Source organism: Streptomyces sp. SAS_281 (genome assembly GCF_052542855.1).
Genome location: NZ_JBMNDO010000103.1, coordinates 1 through 19694 on the forward strand (window position 1 = coordinate 1; position 19694 = coordinate 19694).

Consider the following 19694-nt stretch of genomic DNA (forward strand, 5'->3'; position numbering starts at 1 on the left):
CTCTTGAGGTGGAGGCAGCTCCACCTCAAGAGTGGAAACCGCTGCGATGTGCCGCGCGTGCGGCGGCGGTTGGCTGAGGGCATGAGAAACGCAGCCGTACGACTCCGCTCGGTCACCCGGTCCTACGCCGGCAGATCCGGTGCCGTGACCGCGCTCGACGCGGTCAGCCTCGACATCCCCCGGGGCTCCTTCACGGCGGTCATGGGCCCCTCCGGCTCCGGCAAGTCCACCTTGCTCCAGTGCACCGCCGGCCTCGACCGGCCCACCGCGGGCCAGGTGTTCCTGGGCGACACGGAGCTGACCGGGCTGAGCGAGCGTCGGCTGACCCTCCTCCGACGCAGCCGCATCGGCTTTGTCTTCCAGGCGTTCAACCTGCTCCCCGCGCTGACCGCCGAGCAGAACGTGGCCCTGCCGCTCCGGCTCGCCGGCCGCCGCCCCAAGCGCGCCGACGTCCTCGGCGTCCTGGACCGGGTGGGCCTCGCCGGGCGCGCCGGGCACCGCCCCGGCGAGCTGTCGGGCGGACAGCAGCAGCGGGTGGCGCTGGCCCGCGCCCTGATCACCCGGCCCGACGTGCTCTTCGGCGACGAGCCCACCGGTGCGCTGGACTCCACGACCGGCCGCGAGGTCCTGGCCCTGCTCCGGGCCATGGCGGACGGCGGCCAGACCGTGATCATGGTGACCCACGACCCGGTCGCCGCCTCCTACGCGGACCGGGTGCTGTTCCTCGCGGACGGCACGGTGCGCGACGAGCTGCACGCCCCGGCGGCCGAGGAGATCGCGGCCCGGATGACGCGGATGGGGGCCGTCCCGTGCTGAAGCTCGTGCTCCAGGGCATACGGACCCGCTGGGTCACCCTCGCCGGCTCCTTCCTCGCGCTGGCCCTCGGCGTGGGAATCATCGCCACGACGGGGCTGGCCCTCGCCGCCACCTTCGACGGTCCGGACCAGGCGCCGGAACGCTTTGCCGCGGCACCGGTCGTGGTGAGGGGTGCCGACCAGGTGCGCGTACGCACGTCGATCGGCGTCCGTACGCAGAAGCTCACCGATCCCCGGCCCGTCCCGGCGGAGGTCGCCGCCCGGCTCGCGGGGCTGGGGCACACGGCGGTGGACCGGTCGTTCACGGTGTCGGGCGGCGATGCGGTCGGGCACCCCTGGCCGGTCGCCCCCGCGACCCCGTACCGGCTGCTCTCCGGGCGTGCGCCCGCCGCGTCCGGCGAGGTCGTGGTCGCGGCGGGGGAGGGGGCCGTCGGGGACCGGATCGCCCTCACCACGCCTGCGGGCAGGGGGCGTTGGACGGTGACCGGGACCGTGCGGCCCGCTTCCTTCGAGCACGCCGTGTTCTTCACCGAGGCGGACGCCGCCCGGCTCTCCCCGGACATCGACGCCGTCGTGGTGCACGCCGCCCCTGCGAAGGTCCGCGCGGCCGTGCGCGCCGGTTCCGGTCTGGCCGTCCTCACCGGCGACGAGCGGCGCAGGGCCGATCCCGACCCGGACCGGGACGCCCAGGCCCTGGTCTCGGTCAACGCCCTGCTGGGCACGGCCGCCGGCATCACCGCCTTCGTCTCCGTGTTCGTCGTCGCCTCGACGTTCTCCTTCGCCGTGGCCCAGCGCCGCCGCGAGTTCGGCCTGCTGCGCATGGCGGGCGCGACGCCCGGCCAGGTGCGCCGCCTGGTGTACGCGGAGGCCGCGCTCGTCGGCCTCCTCGCCTCGGCTGCCGGCTGCCGGCTGGGGCTCTCCGGAGCGCCGCGGCTCGCGTCCTGGATGGTCCAGGAGGGCCTGGCACCGCGGTGGTTCACCATCGGGGAACAGAACTGGCCGCTGCACACCGCCTTCTGGACCGGCCTCGCGGTCGCCCTTGCCGGAGCGGTCGCCGCCGCGCACCGCGCCGGACGGGTCCGCCCGGCCGAGGCGCTGCGCGATGCCGCCGTGGACAGCGGCACGATGCCGCCGGTACGGGTGGCGCTGGGCGCCGCCGTCCTGCTCACCGGGGCGGTACTGGTGGTGCTCGGGCTCGTCCAGGACCCGGCGGGGCTCCTCAAGCGCAAGACGTACACCACGCAGCCGATGCTCCTGATCGTCGGATGCGCCCTCTTCGCCCCCGTACTGGTGCGCCCCGCGATCCGCCTCCTGACCTGGGTGCCCGCCCGGCTGCCGGCCGCCACCGGCCTCCTGGTCCGGGAGAACGCGTCGGCCGGGCTGCGCCGGACGGCCGCCGTCGCCGCGCCCGTGCTCGTCACCGTGGCCCTGGCCGCCTCGCTGATGGGTACCAAGGCCACCATCGACGCGGCCAAGGCGGCCGAGGCACGCGGCCAGGTCACGGCGGACTTCCTGGCCTTGGGCGAACACGCGGGTGTCTCCCAGGCGTTCATGGACCGCGCCCGCCGCGTCCCGGGCGCCCGGGTCAGCGCCTCGCGCGCCACCTCGGTCACCGTGCTCGAAGAGGGCACCGCCCTCATCCGCTCCGACGCCCGGGCCGTGGACCCGGCCGACGCCGCCACCGTCTCCGCGCTGCCCGTGGTCGCCGGCCGGCTCGCCGACCTGGACGACCGCTCGATCGTCGTCAACGAGGAGTGGGCCGAGCACCGGGTCGGTGCCCGCGTCCGCGTCTGGCTCGGCGACGGCCGCGAGGTCACTCTGCGCATCGCGGCCGTGCTCGCCGTCGGCACCGGCGACAACGGCGTCTACCTCACCCCTCGCAACGCTGCCGGCGCCCCCGTCGACCGTGTCGGGATCGCCGTACGCGCCGGGGCCGACCGGCAAACCGTCGGGCGCGGGCTGAGCGAGGCCGGGCGGGCGACCGGCACCGAGGTGCTGACCCGTGAGGAGTGGGCCGCGACCCTCGTGAAGGGTGGCGGCTCCACCCGGACCGGTCTCCTGATGATCCTCGCCATCGCCCTGGTCTACACGGGGATCGCCCTCGCCAACACCCAGGTCATGGCCACGGCGGACCGGGTCCGTGACTTCGCCGTGCTGCGCCTCGCCGGAGCGACCAAGGCCCAGGTCCTGCGGCTGGCCGGGGCGGAGGCGCTGGCCGTGGTCGCGGTGGGCGCGGGGCTCGGCGGGGCGGTGGCCGCGGTGAACCTGCTCGGCGTACGGGCCGCGCTCGGCCGACTCGACGTCCCGGGGGCGGCGGTCGTCGTGCCGTGGGAGGCGGTCGGGTCGGTGGTCGCGGTGAGCGCGGCGCTCGCGGTGGTGTTCGCCGCGCTGCCCGCCGCCGTCGCCCTGCGCACCCGGCCGGTGGAGCTCGCCGGGGCACGGGAGTAGGACGCGCTACCGGCCGGAGAGGGCGGTGACCAGGGCCGCCGCTTCGCCGATCAGGGCTGCCTCGGCCGGGCTCATCGTCGGGTTGAGGGTGCGCCGGGCGGCCGCGTCGGCGAGGTGGGAGGCGGGGATGCCGTCGTCGGCGGCCAGACGCGGCACCAGGGCGGTCACCAGTTCCCGGGCCCCGTCCGCCGCCGGGTGGGCGGGGTCCACCGCCACCTGCGCCAGGATCAGCGCCGACATGGCCCGGTCGAGGGCGGGCGGACCTTCCTCGGTGTTGCTCCAGTCGATGACCACGGGCCCGTCCGCCGTCAGCACCACGTTGTCCGGGTGCAGGTCCAGGTGGAGCACCCGGTCCTCGGGGTCGGGCGAGAGCCTGGCGGGGACGGAGTGCAGCTCGGCGAGGAGCCCGGTCAGGACGCGGGCGCCCTCATCGGCGTCCGTCGCTCCGGACATCAGGGACTCCAGCATGGTCGGGCCGTGCAGGCGCTGGAGGACCAGATCGCCGGGACCGGCGGAAGGCGACTGCGGGCCCAGCCGGGGCACCGGGTAACCGGAGGCGGACAGGTAGGACATGACGGGCAGTTCCCGGGAGGCGTCCATCCCGTCGCGGTAGCGCCGCAGCACCCACGCCTCGCCCAGCTCGTACACGTCCGCGTTGCGTCCGCTGCCCAGCAGTTGGCCTATTCGCATGAGGGGAACCTACTCGGGCCCCGTATACAAAGGGAGTTCGGGCCCGGACCCGTCCGCCCCATAACGCGGTGCGATGGGGCGGACGGGATCTCCTGAAGGTGACGTGTACGCGGCTACCTTGGCGGCGATTCCCCCGAAACGCTTCCCCCGAGCAATTCCCCGAAGCGATTCCTCCGAAGCGATTCCCCTGAAGTCAAGGAGAGTTCCGTGGAGAGATCCATGCTCCGCAGGCGGGCCCTGGCCGCGTGTACCGCCACCGTGGCCGTCGGCGCGCTCGCCCTCGCCGGGCTGACCGGCACCGCGTCCGCCGATCCCGCCTCCGCCGCCCCCACCCCCGCGGCGGACTCCGCCCCCCTCTCGCCCGGCCTGCTGAAGGCCATGCAGCGGGACCTCGGACTCACCGCCACCGAGGCCCGTGGCCGCATCGCCGGCGAGTCGCGCGCCGCCGCCCTCACCGCCGGGCTCCGGTACTCGCTCGGCGACCGGTTCGCCGGCGCCCGGGTCAGCGGTGACGACGCGGACCTGACCGTCGCCACCACCGACGCCTCGGACGCCGCGCGCATCACGAAGGCTGGCGCCCGCGCCGAGGTCGTCGACCACAGCCTCGCCGAACTCGACGCCGCCAAGGCCGCGCTGGACCGGGTCGCGCTGCGCACCGCGCCGAAGGACGTGCCCGCCTGGTACGTCGACGTACGCACCAACCGCGTCGTCGTCCAGGCCGGGAAGGCGTCCGCCGCCGACGCGTTCCTCACGAAGGCCGGCGTCTCCCGGGACCGGGTGACCGTCGCCCGGTCCACCGAGCAGCCCCGCACCTTCACGGACCTGCGCGGCGGCGACGCGTACTACATGAACGGCTCGGGCCGCTGCTCCATCGGCTTCCCCGTCAAGCGCGGCACCCAGGGCGGCTTCGTCAGCGCCGGGCACTGCGGCACGCCGGGCGTCTCCACCAGCGGCTACAACCAGCAGGCCCAGGGATCCTTCCAGGGCTCCACCTTCCCCGGCCGCGACTACTCCTGGGTCGCCACCAACACCAACTGGACGCCGCGCCCGCTGGTCAACGGCTACGGCAACGGCGACGTGACGGTCACCGGCTCCACCGAGGCGATCGAGGGCTCGTCGGTCTGCCGGTCCGGCTCCACGACGGGCTGGCACTGCGGCACGGTCCAGCAGCGCAACAGCAGCGTCACCTACCAGGAGGGCACCGTCTCCGGGGTTACCCGGACCAACGTCTGCGCCGAACCCGGCGACTCCGGCGGCTCGTTCATCTCGGGCAGCCAGGCCCAGGGCGTCACCTCCGGCGGCACCGGCAACTGCTCGCAGGGCGGCGTGACGTACTTCCAGCCGCTGAACCCGGCGCTCCAGGCGTACGGGCTGACCCTGGTCACCAACGGCTCCACCACCCCGCCCGACCCGACCGACCCGCCGACCAACCCGGGCGGCACCTGGGCGGCCGGCACCACCTACGCGGCCGGTGACGTCGTGACGTACGGCTCGGCGAGCTACCGCTGCCTCCAGGGCCACCTGGCGCAGCCCGGCTGGACCCCGCCGAACGTCCCGGCCCTGTGGCAGGCCGTGTAACGCCCCGTAACTCCCCCGCCCCTCAGGCGACCGAGGAACGGGCCCGGGGGGGGCGACACCGCCCCGGGCCCCCGCACCGCGCACGTGCCCTTCCCCACCATCCCGAGGAGTCCGTCAGCCATGCCCCCCACGACCCCCGAGTCCTCCGCACCCGAACCCACCGCCGACGCCGCGGGCGGCCCCGCGATCAGCCGCAAGTCCCTCCTCAAGGCGGCGCTCGTGGCCACCGCCGTACCGCTGTTCGCGGGCGGCGGGGTGGCGCTGGCGCGCGACGCCGGGAACACCGGTCGGCCGCTCGCCCCGACCCCGGACTGCGACGACGGCGACGAGCCGACGCACGACCAGATCGAGGGCCCGTACTTCAAGCCCAACTCCCCGCTCCGCACCAGCCTGGTGACCGCGTCGACGCCCGGTGTCCCGCTCACCGTCAGCGGTTACGTCTTCGGGCGCGAGTGCCGCCCCATCCCCGGTGTGCTGCTCGACTTCTGGCAGGCCGACACCAACGGCGCGTACGACATGAGCGGTTACGCCTTCCGAGGCCACCAGTTCACCGACCGGAACGGCGCGTTCACGCTCACCACGATCGTGCCCGGCCTCTACCCCGGCCGCACCCGGCACATCCATGTGAAGGCCCAGGCCCCCAGCTCGGGCATCCTCACCACGCAGCTGTACTTCCCGGGCGAGCCGCGCAACAGCACCGACATGCTGTACGACGCGGCGCTGCTGATGAACGTCCGGGCGGTCGGCTCCGGCAAGGAGGGCACCTTCGACTTCGTCCTCGACGTCGCCCAGGACCCCACGGACCCGACCGATCCCCCCACCGACCCGACCGACCCGCCGACCGAACCGGGCGGCACCTGGGCGGCCGGGACGGCCTACACCGCGGGAGACCGCGTCACATACGGCGGGGTCGCCTACCGCTGTCTGCAGGCTCACACCGCCCTGACCGGCTGGGAGCCGCCGAATGTCCCCGCGTTGTGGGAACGCGGGTAGACAGCAGACCGGCGGAAGGCGGCCGTAACCGCCGCGCCGCGCGCCCCGGGCTCTCTCCCCGGGGCGCGTAAGGCGCACGGCCCGGGCCGGAGGGGGTTCGGCTCGGGCCACCGAGCTGTCTCCCTCACTTCGCGTCCGAGTAGCGCTCCACCACCGCCGTGGTGAACGGGAAGCGCACCGGCGTGTCCCCGAAGGCCGTCCGGCCGGCCACCTCGGCGGCCTCCCGGAGCGCCGCCAGGACCGCGTCCGTCTCCGCGAGCGGGCAGTGCACGATCACCTCGTCGTGCTGGAAGAAGACCAGCTCGGCCCGGAGCCCGGCGGCGGCGAGCGCCCGGCGCAGGGCCGCCAGGAGCAGCAGCGCCCACTCCGCCGCGCTGCCCTGGACCACGAAGTTCCGCGTGAACCGGCCGCGCGCCCTCGCGTCCGTCGAGGCGTAACCGGGCGTGTACTCCGCGCGGGCCCCGTCCTCCTCCTGCGGGATGCCCGCCTCCTCGTCCTCCCCGTGACCGGCCGCCGGCGGACTGGTCCGGCCGAGCCACGTGCGGACGAGGCGGCCCTCCTCGCCCGCCTTCGCGGCGTCGTCCACATAGGCGACCGCGTGCGGGAACCTGCGGCGCAGGGCCGCCAGATTCTTCAGGCCGTCCCCGGACGTCTGCCCGTAGACGGCACCGAGCAGCGCGATCTTGGCGTGGTCGCGGTCGCCGTGGAAGGCGCGGTCGGACAGCGCGGTGTAGAGGTCGCCCTCGTGGCCCGCGACCTCCATCAGGCCGGGGTCGCGGGAGATCGCGGCCAGTACCCTCGGCTCCATCTGGGCGGCGTCCGCGACGACGAGGCGCCACCCCTCGTCCGCGACGACGGCCCGCCGGATCACCTTGGGGATCTGGAGCGCCCCGCCGCCGTTGGTCGTCCAGCGCCCGGTGACCGTGCCGCCCGGCTGGTACTCGGGGCGGAAGCGGCCGTCGCGCACCCAGTCCTGGAGCCAGCTCCAGCCGTGCGCGGTCCAGATCCGGTACAGCTTCTTGTACTGGACGAGCGGCCGGACCGCCGGGTGGTCAAGGGACTCCAGCTCCCAGCGGCGCGTCGAGCGGACCTTGATCCCGGCCTGCGCGAACGCCCGCACCACGTCGGCGGGCAGATCCGGGCGCACCCGGCGGCCGAAGGCGGCGGACACCTCGTCGGCCAGCTCGGCGAGGCGGCGGGGCTCGCCGCCGCCCGCGTACCGCTCGCCGAGCAGTTCGCGCAGCAGCTCGCGGTGGACGTCGGCCCGCCAGGGCAGGCCCGTCCGGTTCATCTCGGCGGCGACCAGCATCCCCGCCGACTCGGCGGCCGTCAGCAGCCGCATCCGCTCCGGCCGGTCCGTCGCCCCGTGGCGCGCGAGCTGTGCCGCGTACACCTCGGCCAGCGCGTCGAACGGCAGCTCGGGGCCGGAGGGGGGCTCGAACAGGGACGACTGGGAACCGGGCTCGGCGGACCGGGGCGGCGGGTCGGATGGCACCGGGCCGCCCCGCAGCCGGGCGAGCGCGGCGGCGGCCGAGCGGGGCTCGCCGAGCCTGCCCTCGTGGCCGAGGAGCAGCGACTCGGCGGCCTCCACGTCGTAGGCCCGCTCGACCCGCACCCCGGCGGCCAGCAGGCGGGGGTAGACCTCGGCCGTCGAGCGCCACACCCAGCGGGCGACGTCCGGCCGGGAGCGGACCGCCTCCGCGAGGTCCGGCTCGGTCAGGACCGGGCCCGCCGGCAGGCCGGAGCGGTCCAGCGGGGCGAGGCGCGCGCCCCCGCCCTCCGTGACGGCCAGCGCCCAGCGTTCGGTCATACGGCCGAGTCTGGCACCCGGCACTGACAACGGCCGGGAGCCCGCGTTTCGCGCGAGCGTTCGGTATCCACAGCCTGTGGACGACGGTCCGCAGGGGGCGCACGCCTACCCTGACCTCATGGAAACGGTGATCGACCAGGCGTTCGCGGCCGCCCTCTACGCGGAGGGCGACGCCGGTCTCGACACCGGCGCCTCGCTGCTCGCCGCCGCCCCGAAGGCCGACGCGGAGCTGGTGCGCCGGGGCGAGGAGTTCGTCCGCCGCGCCTGGGAGCGGGGCTGGCTGCCCGCCGACGTCGTCCGCCTCGTCCGCCGCGAGCTGGACGAGCACGCGGCGGGCCTGGCCGCCGGGCTCATCGCCTCCGAGGTCCGCCGCTACCCGGAGCTGCCGCCGCGCTGGCGGTCCCAGCTGGACGAGCTGCCGGCGGCGCCGCCGGCGGGCCGGCCCGACCGGTTCTCGTACGCCTCCGCGCTCCTCGCCCTCTACCGCCTGCTGCTCGCCCTCCCGGCCGTCGAGCCCGTCGGGCCCCCGCCGGGCGCGGCGCGCGAGGCCCTGACCCGGGCGCCCGCCGCCGGGGAGCCCCGCATGCTGACCCGCATCCGCGCCCTGCTCGCGAAGGCGGAGGCGACCGGCTACCCGGAGGAGGCGGAGGCCCTGACCACCAAGGCGCAGGAGCTGATGGCCCGGCACAGCATCGACGAGGCCCTGCTCGCCGCCCGTACGCACGGCGACCGCACCCCCGGAGCCTGCCGGATCGGCGTGGACGCCCCGTACGAGACGGCCAAAGCGATCCTGCTCGACGCGGTGGCCTCGGCGAACCGCTGCCGGGCCGTGTGGAACAGCGACCTGGGCTTCACCACGGTCGTCGGCTTCGAGGCGGACCTGGAGGCCGTCGAACTGCTCCACACCTCGCTGCTCGTCCAGGGCACGGCCGCGATGACCCGCGCCGAAGCGGGCCAGCGGGCCGGCGGGCGCAAGCGGACCAAGACATTCCGTCAGTCCTTCCTGATGGCCTACGCCCAGCGCCTGGGCAGTCGTCTCGCCGACGGCACCGCCCGCGCCACGGCCGAGGCGGAGAGCGGTACGACCACTGGCGGCGCACTGCTCCCGGTGCTGGCCGCCCGCGACCTGGCGGTCACCGAGACCGCCGAGCAGATGTTCCCCCGCACCACGACCACCCGGGTCAGGGGCGCGACGGACCTGGACGGCTGGACACACGGCACGGAGGCGGCGGACCGGGCCCGGATGAGCGGGGAGACCCGGGGCATCAGGGGCTGAGTGACCACCAGGCAGACCCCTGTTCCCTACAAGTCGGGCAAAACGGTGATTCCGGTTAGGCTCGGCACATGAGCTGGCTCCGGGCGCTGAAGGAGACCGCCCGCTCCGGCCTGAAGATCGAGCGGCGGCGCCTCGAACCGCTGATCGCGGTGCGCGGTGCGGCCGGGCTCGCCCTGGTCATCGGGGTCGGTCTCGCGCTGTTCGGTCCTGTGGTCGCCGCCAGCTCCGCGTTCGGCGCGTTCCAGGCGGCCATCGCCACCTTCCAGCGCAGCTGGCGCCCCCGCCCCGTCCTCGCCCTGGTCTCCGGCGTCAGCCTCGGGATCTCCACCTTCCTCGGCTATGTGACGGGCGCCCATCTCCTGCTCTTCCTGCTCCTCCTGGTCACCTGGACCTTCCTCGCCGGGCTCGCCTGGGCGGCGGGCCCGACCGGGGGCATCATCGCCGCGTCCAACGTCGCGATCATGCTCGTCACGATCACGCTGCCGACCTCCGTCGCGCAGGCGGCCCTGCACGGCGCGATGATCATGTTCGGCGGGGTCGTCCAGGCGGCGCTGATCGTGCTCTTCCCGATCCGCAGATGGGGCGCGCAGCGCGACGCGCTCGCCGACGCGCTGGCCGCCGAGGCCGACTACGCCCGGCGGCTGCGCCACGACCCGGTCGCCCACTTCGACCCGGTGCCGCTGATGCTCGCCCGCCGGGCCGCCGCCGTCACCGCCCGCGAGGCCCGCCGCCGCCCCGCCGAACTGCACGGCTCACGCGGGGTCGCCGAGCGCATCAGGCCGGTGCTGGCCTCGCTCGCCGACCCGGCCATGGGCGTGCCCGCCGAGGGCCCCGAGCGCGACCGCGTCCGCGAGCTGCTGGCCGCCGCCGGCTCGCTGCTCGACGCGGCCGCCCGGGCGATCCGCAAGGGCGACCCGGTCAAGCTGCCCGCGGCGGCCGTCGCCGCGCTGAAGACGCCCGACACCGGGGCACTGCTCACCGGCCCGCCGCTGCGCGCCGCCGACCGGCTCGCCGCCCTGCTCTCCGACGTCATCGAGGCGGCCGAGGGCGACGGCACCAAGGAGGAGCGGGCCGGGGCCGAGGAGGCCGCCGACGCCATCAAGGACACCCGGCCGCCCGTCGAACACCACCGGCGCCCCGGACTGCTGCGCCTCGCCCCGGTCATCCTCAGGGCCATGCGCCGCGAGGCGCACCACGGTTCCCCGATCCTGCGGCACGCGATCCGGCTCGCCGCCGTCGCCACGGTCGGCTACCTCCTGGGCCGCCTGCTGCCGCTCGGCCACGGCTACTGGGCGCCCATGGCGGCGGTGATGGTGATGCGGCCGGAGTTCTCCCAGACGTACTCCCGCGCGGTGGCCCGGTTCGGCGGCACCCTCGTCGGCGTGTTCCTCGCCTCCGCGATCGTGGAGGCCGGGCACCCGGGCACCGGGCCGCTCGCCGCCCTCGCCGTGGTCTGCGCCCTGCTGATGTACCTGCTCATGCGGACCGGATACGCGGTCGCCCAGGCGTGCGTCGGCGCGTACGTCGTCTTCCTGCTCGGCATGGCCGGCGACGACCTGGGCCAGACCGTGTTCGAGCGGGTGCTCCTCACCCTCGGCGGCGGGCTCCTGGCGATGATCTCGTACGCCGTCTACCCGGCCTGGGAGACCCCGCGGCTGCGGACCCGGCTCGGCGACTGGCTGAGGGCGGACGGCCGGTACGCGGCTGCGGTCGTCGACCAGTACGCGGACCCGGCCGAACGCGGCCAGGGAGATGTGCGGCAGGCCCTCCTCGCCACCCGCGAGGCCCGGGTCGCCTGGCAGGAGGCGGTGGCGACGGCCCGGCACGAACCGGTGCGCCACCGGGGCCTCTCGCACGCCGCCGCCGACGCGACCCAGCACACCCTGGCCCAGCTCGGCCGGATCGCGATGCTCCTGGAGGCCCACATCCCGCGCAGCGGGGCCACGCCCGTGCCGGGGGCCGCCGCGCTGGCCGACGCGCTGCGCCGCGCCACCGACCGGGGCGCCAAGGCGGTGCGGGAGCGACGGGTGCCGGACTGGACACCGGTGCGGGAGGCGCTGGAGCGCTGGGAGGCGGAGTGCCGGGCGCGCGAGGAGGCGGCGGAGGCCGGGGCGCCGCCCCCCGCCGGTACCGGACTCGTCCGCAACAACATCGCGCTGCTCCTCGACGCGCTGGAGGACTTCTCGCGGGGACTGACCTCGTAACCCCGCGGCGTTACGGCGTCACGACGCCGGCAGGTCCGGGACGTCGGGGAGGTCGGAGAGGCCGGGGACGCTCTCCAGCGAGCCCGGGTCGGTCTTCTTCAGGGTGTCCTTCGCCCCGGCGTCCCACGAGATCACGACGGTCTTGCCGTCGTTGGACTCGACGGCCCCCATGGTCCGGGCGGTGTCCCCGTCGGCACACTTCAGCTCCAGCATCGGCTTGCCCATGTCCGCCACGGTGCCCGTGCAGACGTGGGACTCGGCGACGACGACGGCCTTCCCGGCGACGACGGACAGCACCACCGGCTTGCCCTCGGTCTGGCCGGTCCAGGCACCCTCCAGCGCCTTCGCGTCGCCGCCGGTGCCGGAGTCCGGCTCCGAGGACGCGTCGCCGCTCCCGTCCGGCGTGGGGCCGGCGCTCGGCCCGGAGTCCTTGCCCGAGTCGCCCTTGTCGCCGTCGCTTCCGCAACCGGTGAGCGCCAGCGCGGTCAGCAGACCGGCGGCGAGGACTGCGCCGGTACGTGCGATTTTGTACATGTGGAATTCCCCCTGGAAGACGAATGGCCATCCAAGCTACCAGCGGGTCGCAAGGGCTGCCGAGAAGTCAACTCCCGGAATCGGGAGCCGGAGCAGCCGCTCATACGTCTTCATCGGCAGGAACTGTAATCACGGCACCACCCCGCGTGCACGTGCATCCGCCCGTGCATCCGCTCATGCACCAGAAATTGAACACAGCTATGATCCGGGACAGTTGACACTTGCACCTTGCAACTCGGGGAGCGTCCTGTGCACCACGTGTACAACGGCATGGCGGCCACAGAGCTTCGCGGAGTCGTCTGGCAGAAGAGCAGACACAGCAACTCCCAGGGTTCCTGCGTGGAGTTCGCGAAACTGCCCGACGGAGATGTGGCGATGCGCAATTCACGCCACCCGGACGGGCCGGCGCTGGTCTACACGCCGGCCGAGATAGAGGCGTTGCTGCTCGGCGTCAAGGACGGCGAGTTCGACCACCTCGTGGGCTGACGGCCCGGCGGGAGCGTTCCCGTACGCCGAGGCCCGTGCGCCCGCCCCGTACACCACAGAGGGCCGAACCCCGCCGGAATCCAGCGGTGTTCAGCCCTCGGGCGGTGTGCCACGCGGTGCGCCGGCCGGTCGCGCCGCCCCCGTCACACCGGGTCGGTCAGTCTGAACAGTGCCCAGACGACCTTGCCTCGGGAAGCCGCCGTGCCCGGCGTGCTCTCGGTGGTGAGTACGGGAGAGGGGTGCCACCCCCAGCAGTCGCTGAAGGACTCCACCAGGAACAGGCCCCGCCCCGACTCGGCGGAGTCCGGCGCCTCGGAGGCGACCGGGCTCGCGTGGCTCGGATCGCGCACCGCGCACACCAGCCGCGAGGTCCAGCGCATCAGGTGCAGCCGCACGGGCGGCTCCTGGGGCTCGCGCGGGGCGTCGGCCGGCAGGGCGTGCCGCAGCGCGTTGGTGACCAGTTCGGAGACGACGAGCGCGACGTCGTCGAAGCGCTCGCTCAGGCCCCATCCGCCCAGGGTGGACCGGGTGAACTGCCGTGCGCCGCCGACCGCTTCGTAGCGCGGCGGCAGGGTGCAGATGGCCGATCCGGAGACGGCCGAGGGATCGATGGGGGGAAGCCCCTGCCGTAACGGCTCGAGCATCGTCGATCCATTCGTCCCCATGCGAGGCACTCCCGGAAATCGCGGCTGGACCGGTACTGCGTACCGGCGACAGCGGCACAACACGAACGAGAACGCAGGTGCGCGGGCTCCATGGTTCCGAATGCGCACAGCAGATGCAAGGGCAGATGCACGTGCACGCGCCGGACCTGTCCGACCCCGTGCGGTTCTTGCTCATTTCTTCCCCACCCCGGTTTCGGCGTCTTCCCAAGCTCTTCCCATTTCCGTAATCGAATGAGTACGGGGCGAAGCGTTTTGATGGCAGAATCCGGCTCTTGGGGTTCAGGGGGAGCCTCGATGCCAGGAAGCGATGGGGAGGGTTGGACCAGTGGCGGCAGGCGAGTCGAGTGGGTCCGTGGTGCGGCGCATCCTGCTGGGCTCTCAGCTCAGGAGACTGCGTGACTCGCGAGGCATCACGCGCGAGGCGGCCGGCTACTCGATCCGGGCCTCCGAATCGAAGATCAGCCGCATGGAGTTGGGACGGGTGAGCTTCAAGGCCAGGGATGTCGAGGATCTGCTCACGCTCTACGGTGTCACGGACGAGGCGGAGCGCGACTCCCTGCTCGCCCTGGCCCGTGAGGCCAACGTGGCGGGCTGGTGGCACAGTTACGGGGATGTACTGCCCGGCTGGTTCCAGACCTACGTCGGCCTGGAGGGTGCGGCCTCGCTCATCCGGATCTACGAGGTCCAGTTCGTCCACGGACTGCTGCAGACCGAGGACTACGCCCACGCGGTCGTCTCCCGGGGCATGCGCGGCGCGCCCCCCGCCGAGATCGAGCGCCGCGTCGCCCTGCGCCTCGAACGGCAGAAGGTCCTCGTCTCCGAACGGGCGCCCCACTTCCATGCGGTGCTGGACGAGGCGGCACTGCGCCGCCCGTACGGCGGACGCGAAGTGATGCGGGCGCAATTGCGGCATCTGATCGATATGTCGGAACAGCCGAACGTCACGCTCCAGGTGATGCCGTTCAGTTTCGGCGGGCACTCCGGCGAGAGCGGATCGTTCACCATGCTGCGATTCCCGGAATCCGATCTGTCGGACATCGTGTATCTGGAGCAGCTGACAAGCGCGCTCTATCTGGACAAGGACGAAGAAGTCGCCCAGTACGAAAAGGCGATGACGCGGCTCCAAGACGAGAGCCCGGGCCCGGAGGAGAGTCGTGACCTGCTCCGAGGACTTCTCCAACTCTCCTGAATTTTCAGTACGATGGCGCTCCTACAGGAGTCTGCACCTGAGTTAAGGGATCGCATGTCCTTCTTCCAAGAGCTGGCCGGCCAGTACATCGACGGTGAATGGCGGACGGGCACCGGCTCCTGGGACATCATCGATTTCAATCCCTACAACGGTGAGAAGCTCGCCGCGATCACCATCGCCACCGCCGCCGAGGTGGACAGCGCCTACCGCGCCGCCGAGCGCGCGCAGGGGGAATGGGCGGCGGCGAGCCCGTACCGCCGCCGGGACGTCCTGGAGCGCGCGCTGCGGGTCACCGAGGAACTGGCCGACGAGATCACCGAGGCGATCATCGACGAGCTGGGCGGCACCCGCACCAAGGCCGCGTACGAACTGAGCCTCACCCAGGAGTTCCTGCGCGAGGCCGCCCGGCAGGCGCTCTCCAAGGAGGGCCGCATCCTGCCCTCCGCCGCGGACGGCCGGGAGAACCTGCTCTACCGGCTGCCCGTCGGGGTCGTCGGCGTCATCAGCCCCTTCAACTTCCCGCTCCTGGTGACGATGAAGTCGGTCGCGCCGGCCCTGGCCCTCGGCAACGCGGTCGTCGTCAAGGCCAACCAGAACTCGCCCGTCGTCGGCGGCGGACTCGTCGCGAGGATCTTCGAGGAGGCCGGGCTTCCGGCCGGGCTGCTCAACGTGGTCGTCACCGACATAGCCGAGATAGGCGACGCGTTCATCGACCACCCCGTGCCCCAGGTGATCTCCTTCGCCGGTTCGGACCGGGTCGGCCGCCATGTCGCCGCCACCGCGGGCGCTCTCTTCAAGCGGACCGTCCTCGAACTCAGCGGCAACAGCGCCCTGGTGGTGCTGGACGACGCGGACGTCGACTACGCGGTCGACGCCGCCGTCTTCAGCCGGTTCATCTACTCCGGCCAGGTCTGCATGGCCGCCAACCGCATCCTGGTGGACCGGCCGGTGGCCGCCGAGTTCACGGAGAAGTTCTGCGCCCGCGTCGCCGCCCTGAAGACCGGTGACCCGCGCGAGCCGGACACCAGCATCGGTCCGGTCATCAACACCTTCCACGCCGACTCGCTGGCCGCCCTGGTGGACCAGGCGATCGCCGACGGTGCCCAGGCGCCGGTGCGCGGGCGGGTGCGCGGCAACCTGGTCGAACCGACCGTGCTCACCGGCCTGCCCGAGAGCTCCCCGCTGCTCCACCAGGAGATCTTCGGCCCGGTCGCGCTGCTGGTCCCCTTCGACGGCGAGGACGAGGCCGTCCGCATCGTCAACGACAGTCCGTACGGGCTCAGCGGCGCCGTGCACACCGCGCGCACCGGGCGGGGGGTCCGGTTCGCCCAGCGCATCCGCAGCGGGATGTTCCACGTCAACGACTCCACCGTGCACGACGACCCGGGCATCGCGTTCGGCGGCGAGAAGGACTCCGGTCTGGGCCGGATGAACGGGGACGCGGCGGTGGACGCGTTCACCACCCAGAAGTGGATCTCCGTCCAGCACGGCCGCAGCGTCTTCCCCTTCTGACCTCGCCCGACACCGCCCGCTAGGCTGGTCGGGCTGACCAGAGAGGTGGAGGGCATGTCCGCGATCCGGCTGCTGGTCCTCGGCGCCGTGCGCCAGCACGGCCGGGCCCACGGCTACCAGGTACGCAACGACCTGGAGTACTGGGGCGCCCACGAGTGGTCCAACGCCAAGCCCGGCTCCGTCTACCACGCGCTGAAGCAGCTCGCGAAGCAGGACATGCTCCTCGCCCACGAGGTGGCCCCGAGCACGGCGGGCGGCCCGCCGCGCATCGAGTACGAGATCACCGAACGCGGCACCGAGGAGTACTTCGCCCTGCTGCGCGCCTCGCTCACCTCGTACGACCAGCGGATGGACGTCCTCTCGGCGGGCATCGGCTTCATCGTCGACCTGGAACGCGCCGAGGCGGTGGCCCTGCTCCGGGAACGCCTGGAGAAGCTCGCGGCCTGGCGGGCCGCCGTCACCGAGCACTACCTCCCCGAGGGCGGCCCGGAGCAGTTGGGCCACATCGGCGAGGTCATGAACTTCTGGGTCGACTCGACGGACGCCGGCGCGGAGTGGACGCGCGGGCTGATCGCGCGGATCGAGGGCGGGGCGTACGTCTTCGCCGGGGAGGGCGCCCCGTTCGTCGGCGTACTCGCGGAGGGCGAGGAGAACCCGTACGCGACCGGGTAGCTCAGTGGTGGAAGGACGTCGCCGCGTTCTGGTCCCGGGTCAGCGGGTGCGGTTGGGCGCGGAGTTCGGGCATCAGGGAGCGCAGGTCCTCCAGGAGCAGTTCCGCCAGGTCCGACGAGAAGCCGTTGCGGCACACGATCCGGAGTACGGAGAGGTCCTCCCGGTCGGCCGGGAAGGTGTACGCGGGCACCAGCCAGCCGCGTTCGCGCAGCCGCCGCGACACGTCGAAGACGTCGTACGCCGTCACCTCCGGCTTGGTGGTGAGCGCGAAGACGGGGAGCTGGTCGCCCCGGGTGAGCAGCCGGAAGTCGCCCAGCGCCTCGATCTTCGCGGCCAGGCCCGTCGCCACGTCCCGGGCCGCCTGCTGCACCGCCCGGTAGCCGTCCCGGCCCAGCCTCAGGAAGGTGTAGTACTGCGCGACGACCTGGGCGCCGGGCCGGGAGAAGTTCAGCGCGAAGGTGGGCATGTCGCCGCCCAGGTAGTTCACCCGGAAGACCAGCTCCTCGGGCAGCTCTGCGGGCGAGCGCCACAACGCCCAGCCGACACCTGGGTAGACCAGGCCGTATTTGTGGCCGGAGGTGTTGATGGAGGCGACCCGGGGAAGCCGGAAGTCCCACACCAGGTCCTCGTCGAGGAACGGCGCGACCATGGCGCCGGAAGCCCCGTCGACGTGGACGGGGATGTCGAGTCCGGTGCGCTTCTGGAGGCCGTCCAGCGCCGCGCACAGCTCCGCGATCGGCTCGTAGCTGCCGTCGAAGGTGGAGCCGAGGATGCCGACGACGCCGATGGTGTTCTCGTCGCACAGCTCCACGGCGGCCTGCGGGTCGAGGTGGAAGCGGTCGCCCTCCATGGGGACGAGGCGCGGTTCGACCTCCCAGAACGTGCAGAACTTCTCCCAGCACACCTGCACGTTCACCCCCATCACAAGATTGGGCTTGGCGCTCGCCGGGTAGCGGTCGGCGTTCTTGGCCGCCCAGCGGCGTTTGAGCGCCATCGCGGCGAGCATGCACGCCTCGCTGGACCCGGTCGTGGAACAGCCGACGGCCGCCGAGGGGTCCGGCGCGTGCCAGAGGTCGGCGAGCATCGACACACAGCGCCGCTCCAGTTCGGCGGTGCGCGGGTACTCGTCCTTGTCGATCATGTTCTTGTCGCGGCACTCGCCCATCAGCACCCCGGCCTGGGGTTCCATCCAGGTGGTGACGAACGTGGCGAGGTTGAGCCGCGAGTTGCCGTCCAGCATCAGCTCGTCGTGGACGAGCCCGTACGCGGTGTGGGGCGGCAGCGGTCCGTCCGGCATCCGGTGCCTGGGCGGCGCCGCCTCCATCCCGGCGACCGGGTCGGCCACCCCGTAGAAGGGGTTGAGCGCCAGTTTGCGCTGTTCTGTCGACGGTTCGCCCTCGTGCGCGGAGCCCCGGTGGAGCGGCATCACGGACCTGCCCTTCTCGGCTCGCGCCCGCGAGACCGGACGAATCCGACGATACGGACGGTCTCCGCGCCCGACACCCGGTGCTGGGCCGTCCGGCTCAGCGCATCGCCGTACCGTCCTCGCGCAGCTGCATCAGCGGCCGGCCGGTCACCAGCAGCCAGGCGGGCAGCGAGGCCACGCACAGCACCGGGAGCAGGGCCGTGTCGAAGCCCAGCACCGCCGCGGTGAACAGGCTCAGCCAGCCCTGCCGGGTGACGGCCAGCAGCACACCCAGCACCGCGCACGTCACCGCGAGCGCCACCGGCACGGCGTCCACCAGCGCATGGGCGCACAGGCCGAGCGCCACGCCCACGAACACCGCCGGGAAGATCCGGCCGCCCCGGAAGCCGCAGGTCGCGGCGATCACCAGGGCCGCCGCCTTCACCACCGCCATCCCCCCGAACTCGCCGGCCGACCAGCCGTCCGGATCGGCGGCGAGCGTCTTCACCTCGTCCAGCCCCTTGAAGAGCGTGAGGTGCCCGCCCAGTGCCCCGAGCAGGCCGAGCGCGAGGCCGCCCAGGGTCAGGGCGAGCACCGGATGCGGAAGGGCCCGGAAGAAGCGGTGGACGAAGGGGAACGCGTACACCGCCGCCAGGCCCAGGACCGCTCCGGCGGAGGCGATCACGAGGGCGGCGAGCAGGTCGCCCCAGCCGGTGTGCGTGTACGGGGGCAGCGACAGGTCGAAGCTGGGGTGCTCGGCCAGCGACATGGTGAGCGATCCGGCGGCCCCGGCCGCGAGCGGCCCGAACAGCTTGTCCCAGAGCGCCCCGGCGCCGGGCGCGGCGGTCAGCGTCTCGGTGAGGATCAGGGCGGCCGCGACCGGGGTGCCGAAGAGGGCGCCGATGGTGCCGGCGGCGGCGAGCGCGAGCCACAGCTCGCCGGGCGCGCCGGGCGCGACCCGGCGGCCGGCCCAGGCGGCCAGGGCGATGTTGGCCGCGGTGATCGGGTTCTCAGGGCCGAGGCTGACGCCGCCCGCCAGGGCCAGGACGGTGACCACGAGCAGGCCGGGCACCACGTGGGGCGGCAGGGGAGGGTCGACCAGGCCCATGGTCGACGGATCCGGGCCGCCGTGGCCGGGGACGGCGCGCAGGACCAGGCCGGTCACCAGGCCCGTGACCGTGAGCATCACGATCATCCACAGCGAGGAGTACCCGCCCACCGACAGCGCGTCGGGCAGCGTCTCCCACAGCACGTCCTGGAGCTTCTCCGCGAGCAGGCTGACCCCGAGCAGGACCAGGGCCGAGGCCACGCCCACGGCCAGGGCGGGCACGATGAGCACGAGCAGTCGGCGGGCGGGGGCGGGCTCGGCGGCGACGGCGGAATCGGTCGGCATCGGCACACCATAGCGATGCGAAAG

Annotated in this window: 16 protein-coding genes; 10 read left to right on the forward strand and 6 right to left on the reverse strand. The window is 73.5% G+C overall.

All coding sequences use genetic code 11. From position 1 onward, the window contains the following. Positions 1-81 precede the first annotated feature (81 nt). Entirely contained in the window at positions 82-816 is a 735-nt protein-coding gene (locus ACN6LM_RS29295; protein ID WP_445068395.1) for an ABC transporter ATP-binding protein, read from the forward strand. Next, positions 810-3263 carry an FtsX-like permease family protein gene (locus ACN6LM_RS29300; RefSeq protein ID WP_445068396.1) on the forward strand — a complete coding sequence of 818 codons (2454 nt, stop codon included), beginning with the start codon at positions 810-812 and terminating at the stop codon, positions 3261-3263. Before ACN6LM_RS29295 ends, ACN6LM_RS29300 begins: the two co-directional genes overlap by 7 nt. 6 nt (positions 3264-3269) lie before the next feature. Here ACN6LM_RS29300 and ACN6LM_RS29305 read toward each other — a convergent pair whose 3' ends face one another. Beyond that, positions 3270-3953 carry a phosphotransferase gene (locus ACN6LM_RS29305; RefSeq protein ID WP_445068397.1) on the reverse strand — a complete coding sequence of 228 codons (684 nt, stop codon included), beginning with the start codon at positions 3951-3953 and terminating at the stop codon, positions 3270-3272. 219 nt (positions 3954-4172) lie between these two features. Here ACN6LM_RS29305 and ACN6LM_RS29310 point away from each other — a divergent pair, with 219 nt between their 5' ends. Both ACN6LM_RS29310 and ACN6LM_RS29315 read left to right on the forward strand, forming a co-directional pair. Next, positions 4173-5531, forward strand: coding sequence for an alpha-lytic protease prodomain-containing protein (locus ACN6LM_RS29310; RefSeq protein WP_445068415.1), 1359 nt, complete (start codon positions 4173-4175; stop codon positions 5529-5531). 120 nt (positions 5532-5651) lie between these two features. Beyond that, a complete protein-coding gene (locus ACN6LM_RS29315; RefSeq protein ID WP_445068398.1) occupies positions 5652-6524 on the forward strand; it encodes a dioxygenase family protein in 873 nt (290 codons plus the stop codon). Between the two features lie 124 nt (positions 6525-6648). Here the strand turns inward: ACN6LM_RS29315 and ACN6LM_RS29320 are convergent, their stop codons facing one another. Beyond that, a complete protein-coding gene (locus ACN6LM_RS29320; protein WP_445068399.1) occupies positions 6649-8334 on the reverse strand; it encodes a bifunctional 3'-5' exonuclease/DNA polymerase in 1686 nt (561 codons plus the stop codon). Positions 8335-8452: 118 nt separating this feature from the next. Here ACN6LM_RS29320 and ACN6LM_RS29325 point away from each other — a divergent pair, with 118 nt between their 5' ends. Together ACN6LM_RS29325 and ACN6LM_RS29330 are read left to right on the forward strand one after the other, a co-directional pair. Next, positions 8453-9610: a DUF2786 domain-containing protein gene (locus ACN6LM_RS29325; RefSeq protein ID WP_445068400.1), complete on the forward strand. Its 1158-nt coding sequence runs from the start codon at positions 8453-8455 to the stop codon at positions 9608-9610. 68 nt (positions 9611-9678) lie between these two features. Then, positions 9679-11814: an FUSC family protein gene (locus ACN6LM_RS29330; RefSeq protein WP_445068401.1), complete on the forward strand. Its 2136-nt coding sequence runs from the start codon at positions 9679-9681 to the stop codon at positions 11812-11814. 18 nt (positions 11815-11832) lie between these two features. Here ACN6LM_RS29330 and ACN6LM_RS29335 read toward each other — a convergent pair whose 3' ends face one another. Beyond that, on the reverse strand, positions 11833-12348 hold the full coding sequence (locus tag ACN6LM_RS29335; RefSeq protein ID WP_445068402.1) for a hypothetical protein: 516 nt from the start codon (positions 12346-12348) through the stop codon (positions 11833-11835). 249 nt (positions 12349-12597) lie between these two features. Between ACN6LM_RS29335 and ACN6LM_RS29340 the strand changes: the two genes are divergently transcribed. Then, a complete protein-coding gene (locus ACN6LM_RS29340; protein ID WP_018102227.1) occupies positions 12598-12834 on the forward strand; it encodes a DUF397 domain-containing protein in 237 nt (78 codons plus the stop codon). A gap of 143 nt (positions 12835-12977) precedes the next feature. Here the strand turns inward: ACN6LM_RS29340 and ACN6LM_RS29345 are convergent, their stop codons facing one another. Continuing rightward, entirely contained in the window at positions 12978-13478 is a 501-nt protein-coding gene (locus ACN6LM_RS29345) for an ATP-binding protein (protein WP_445068403.1), read from the reverse strand. 328 nt (positions 13479-13806) lie between these two features. Between ACN6LM_RS29345 and ACN6LM_RS29350 the strand changes: the two genes are divergently transcribed. From ACN6LM_RS29350 to ACN6LM_RS29360, 3 genes are read left to right on the forward strand one after another with little or no spacing between them, the layout of a single operon-like run. Continuing rightward, positions 13807-14688 (forward strand): helix-turn-helix domain-containing protein, encoded by an 882-nt coding sequence (locus tag ACN6LM_RS29350; RefSeq protein WP_445068404.1) that lies wholly within the window; start codon positions 13807-13809, stop codon positions 14686-14688. Positions 14689-14742: 54 nt separating this feature from the next. Next, complete coding sequence (locus ACN6LM_RS29355; protein WP_445068405.1) at positions 14743-16200, forward strand: aldehyde dehydrogenase family protein; 1458 nt, start codon at positions 14743-14745, stop codon at positions 16198-16200. Between the two features lie 54 nt (positions 16201-16254). Continuing rightward, positions 16255-16872 (forward strand): PadR family transcriptional regulator, encoded by a 618-nt coding sequence (locus ACN6LM_RS29360; RefSeq protein ID WP_445068406.1) that lies wholly within the window; start codon positions 16255-16257, stop codon positions 16870-16872. A gap of 1 nt (position 16873) precedes the next feature. Here ACN6LM_RS29360 and ACN6LM_RS29365 read toward each other — a convergent pair whose 3' ends face one another. Further along, entirely contained in the window at positions 16874-18298 is a 1425-nt protein-coding gene (locus ACN6LM_RS29365) for a glutamate decarboxylase (RefSeq protein WP_445068407.1), read from the reverse strand. A 97-nt stretch (positions 18299-18395) separates the two neighbouring features. After that, the gene (locus tag ACN6LM_RS29370) at positions 18396-19670 is read right to left on the reverse strand and encodes an ion channel protein (RefSeq protein ID WP_445068408.1); all 1275 of its coding nucleotides are present in this window, start codon (positions 19668-19670) and stop codon (positions 18396-18398) included. Between the last annotated feature and the right edge of the window lie 24 nt (positions 19671-19694).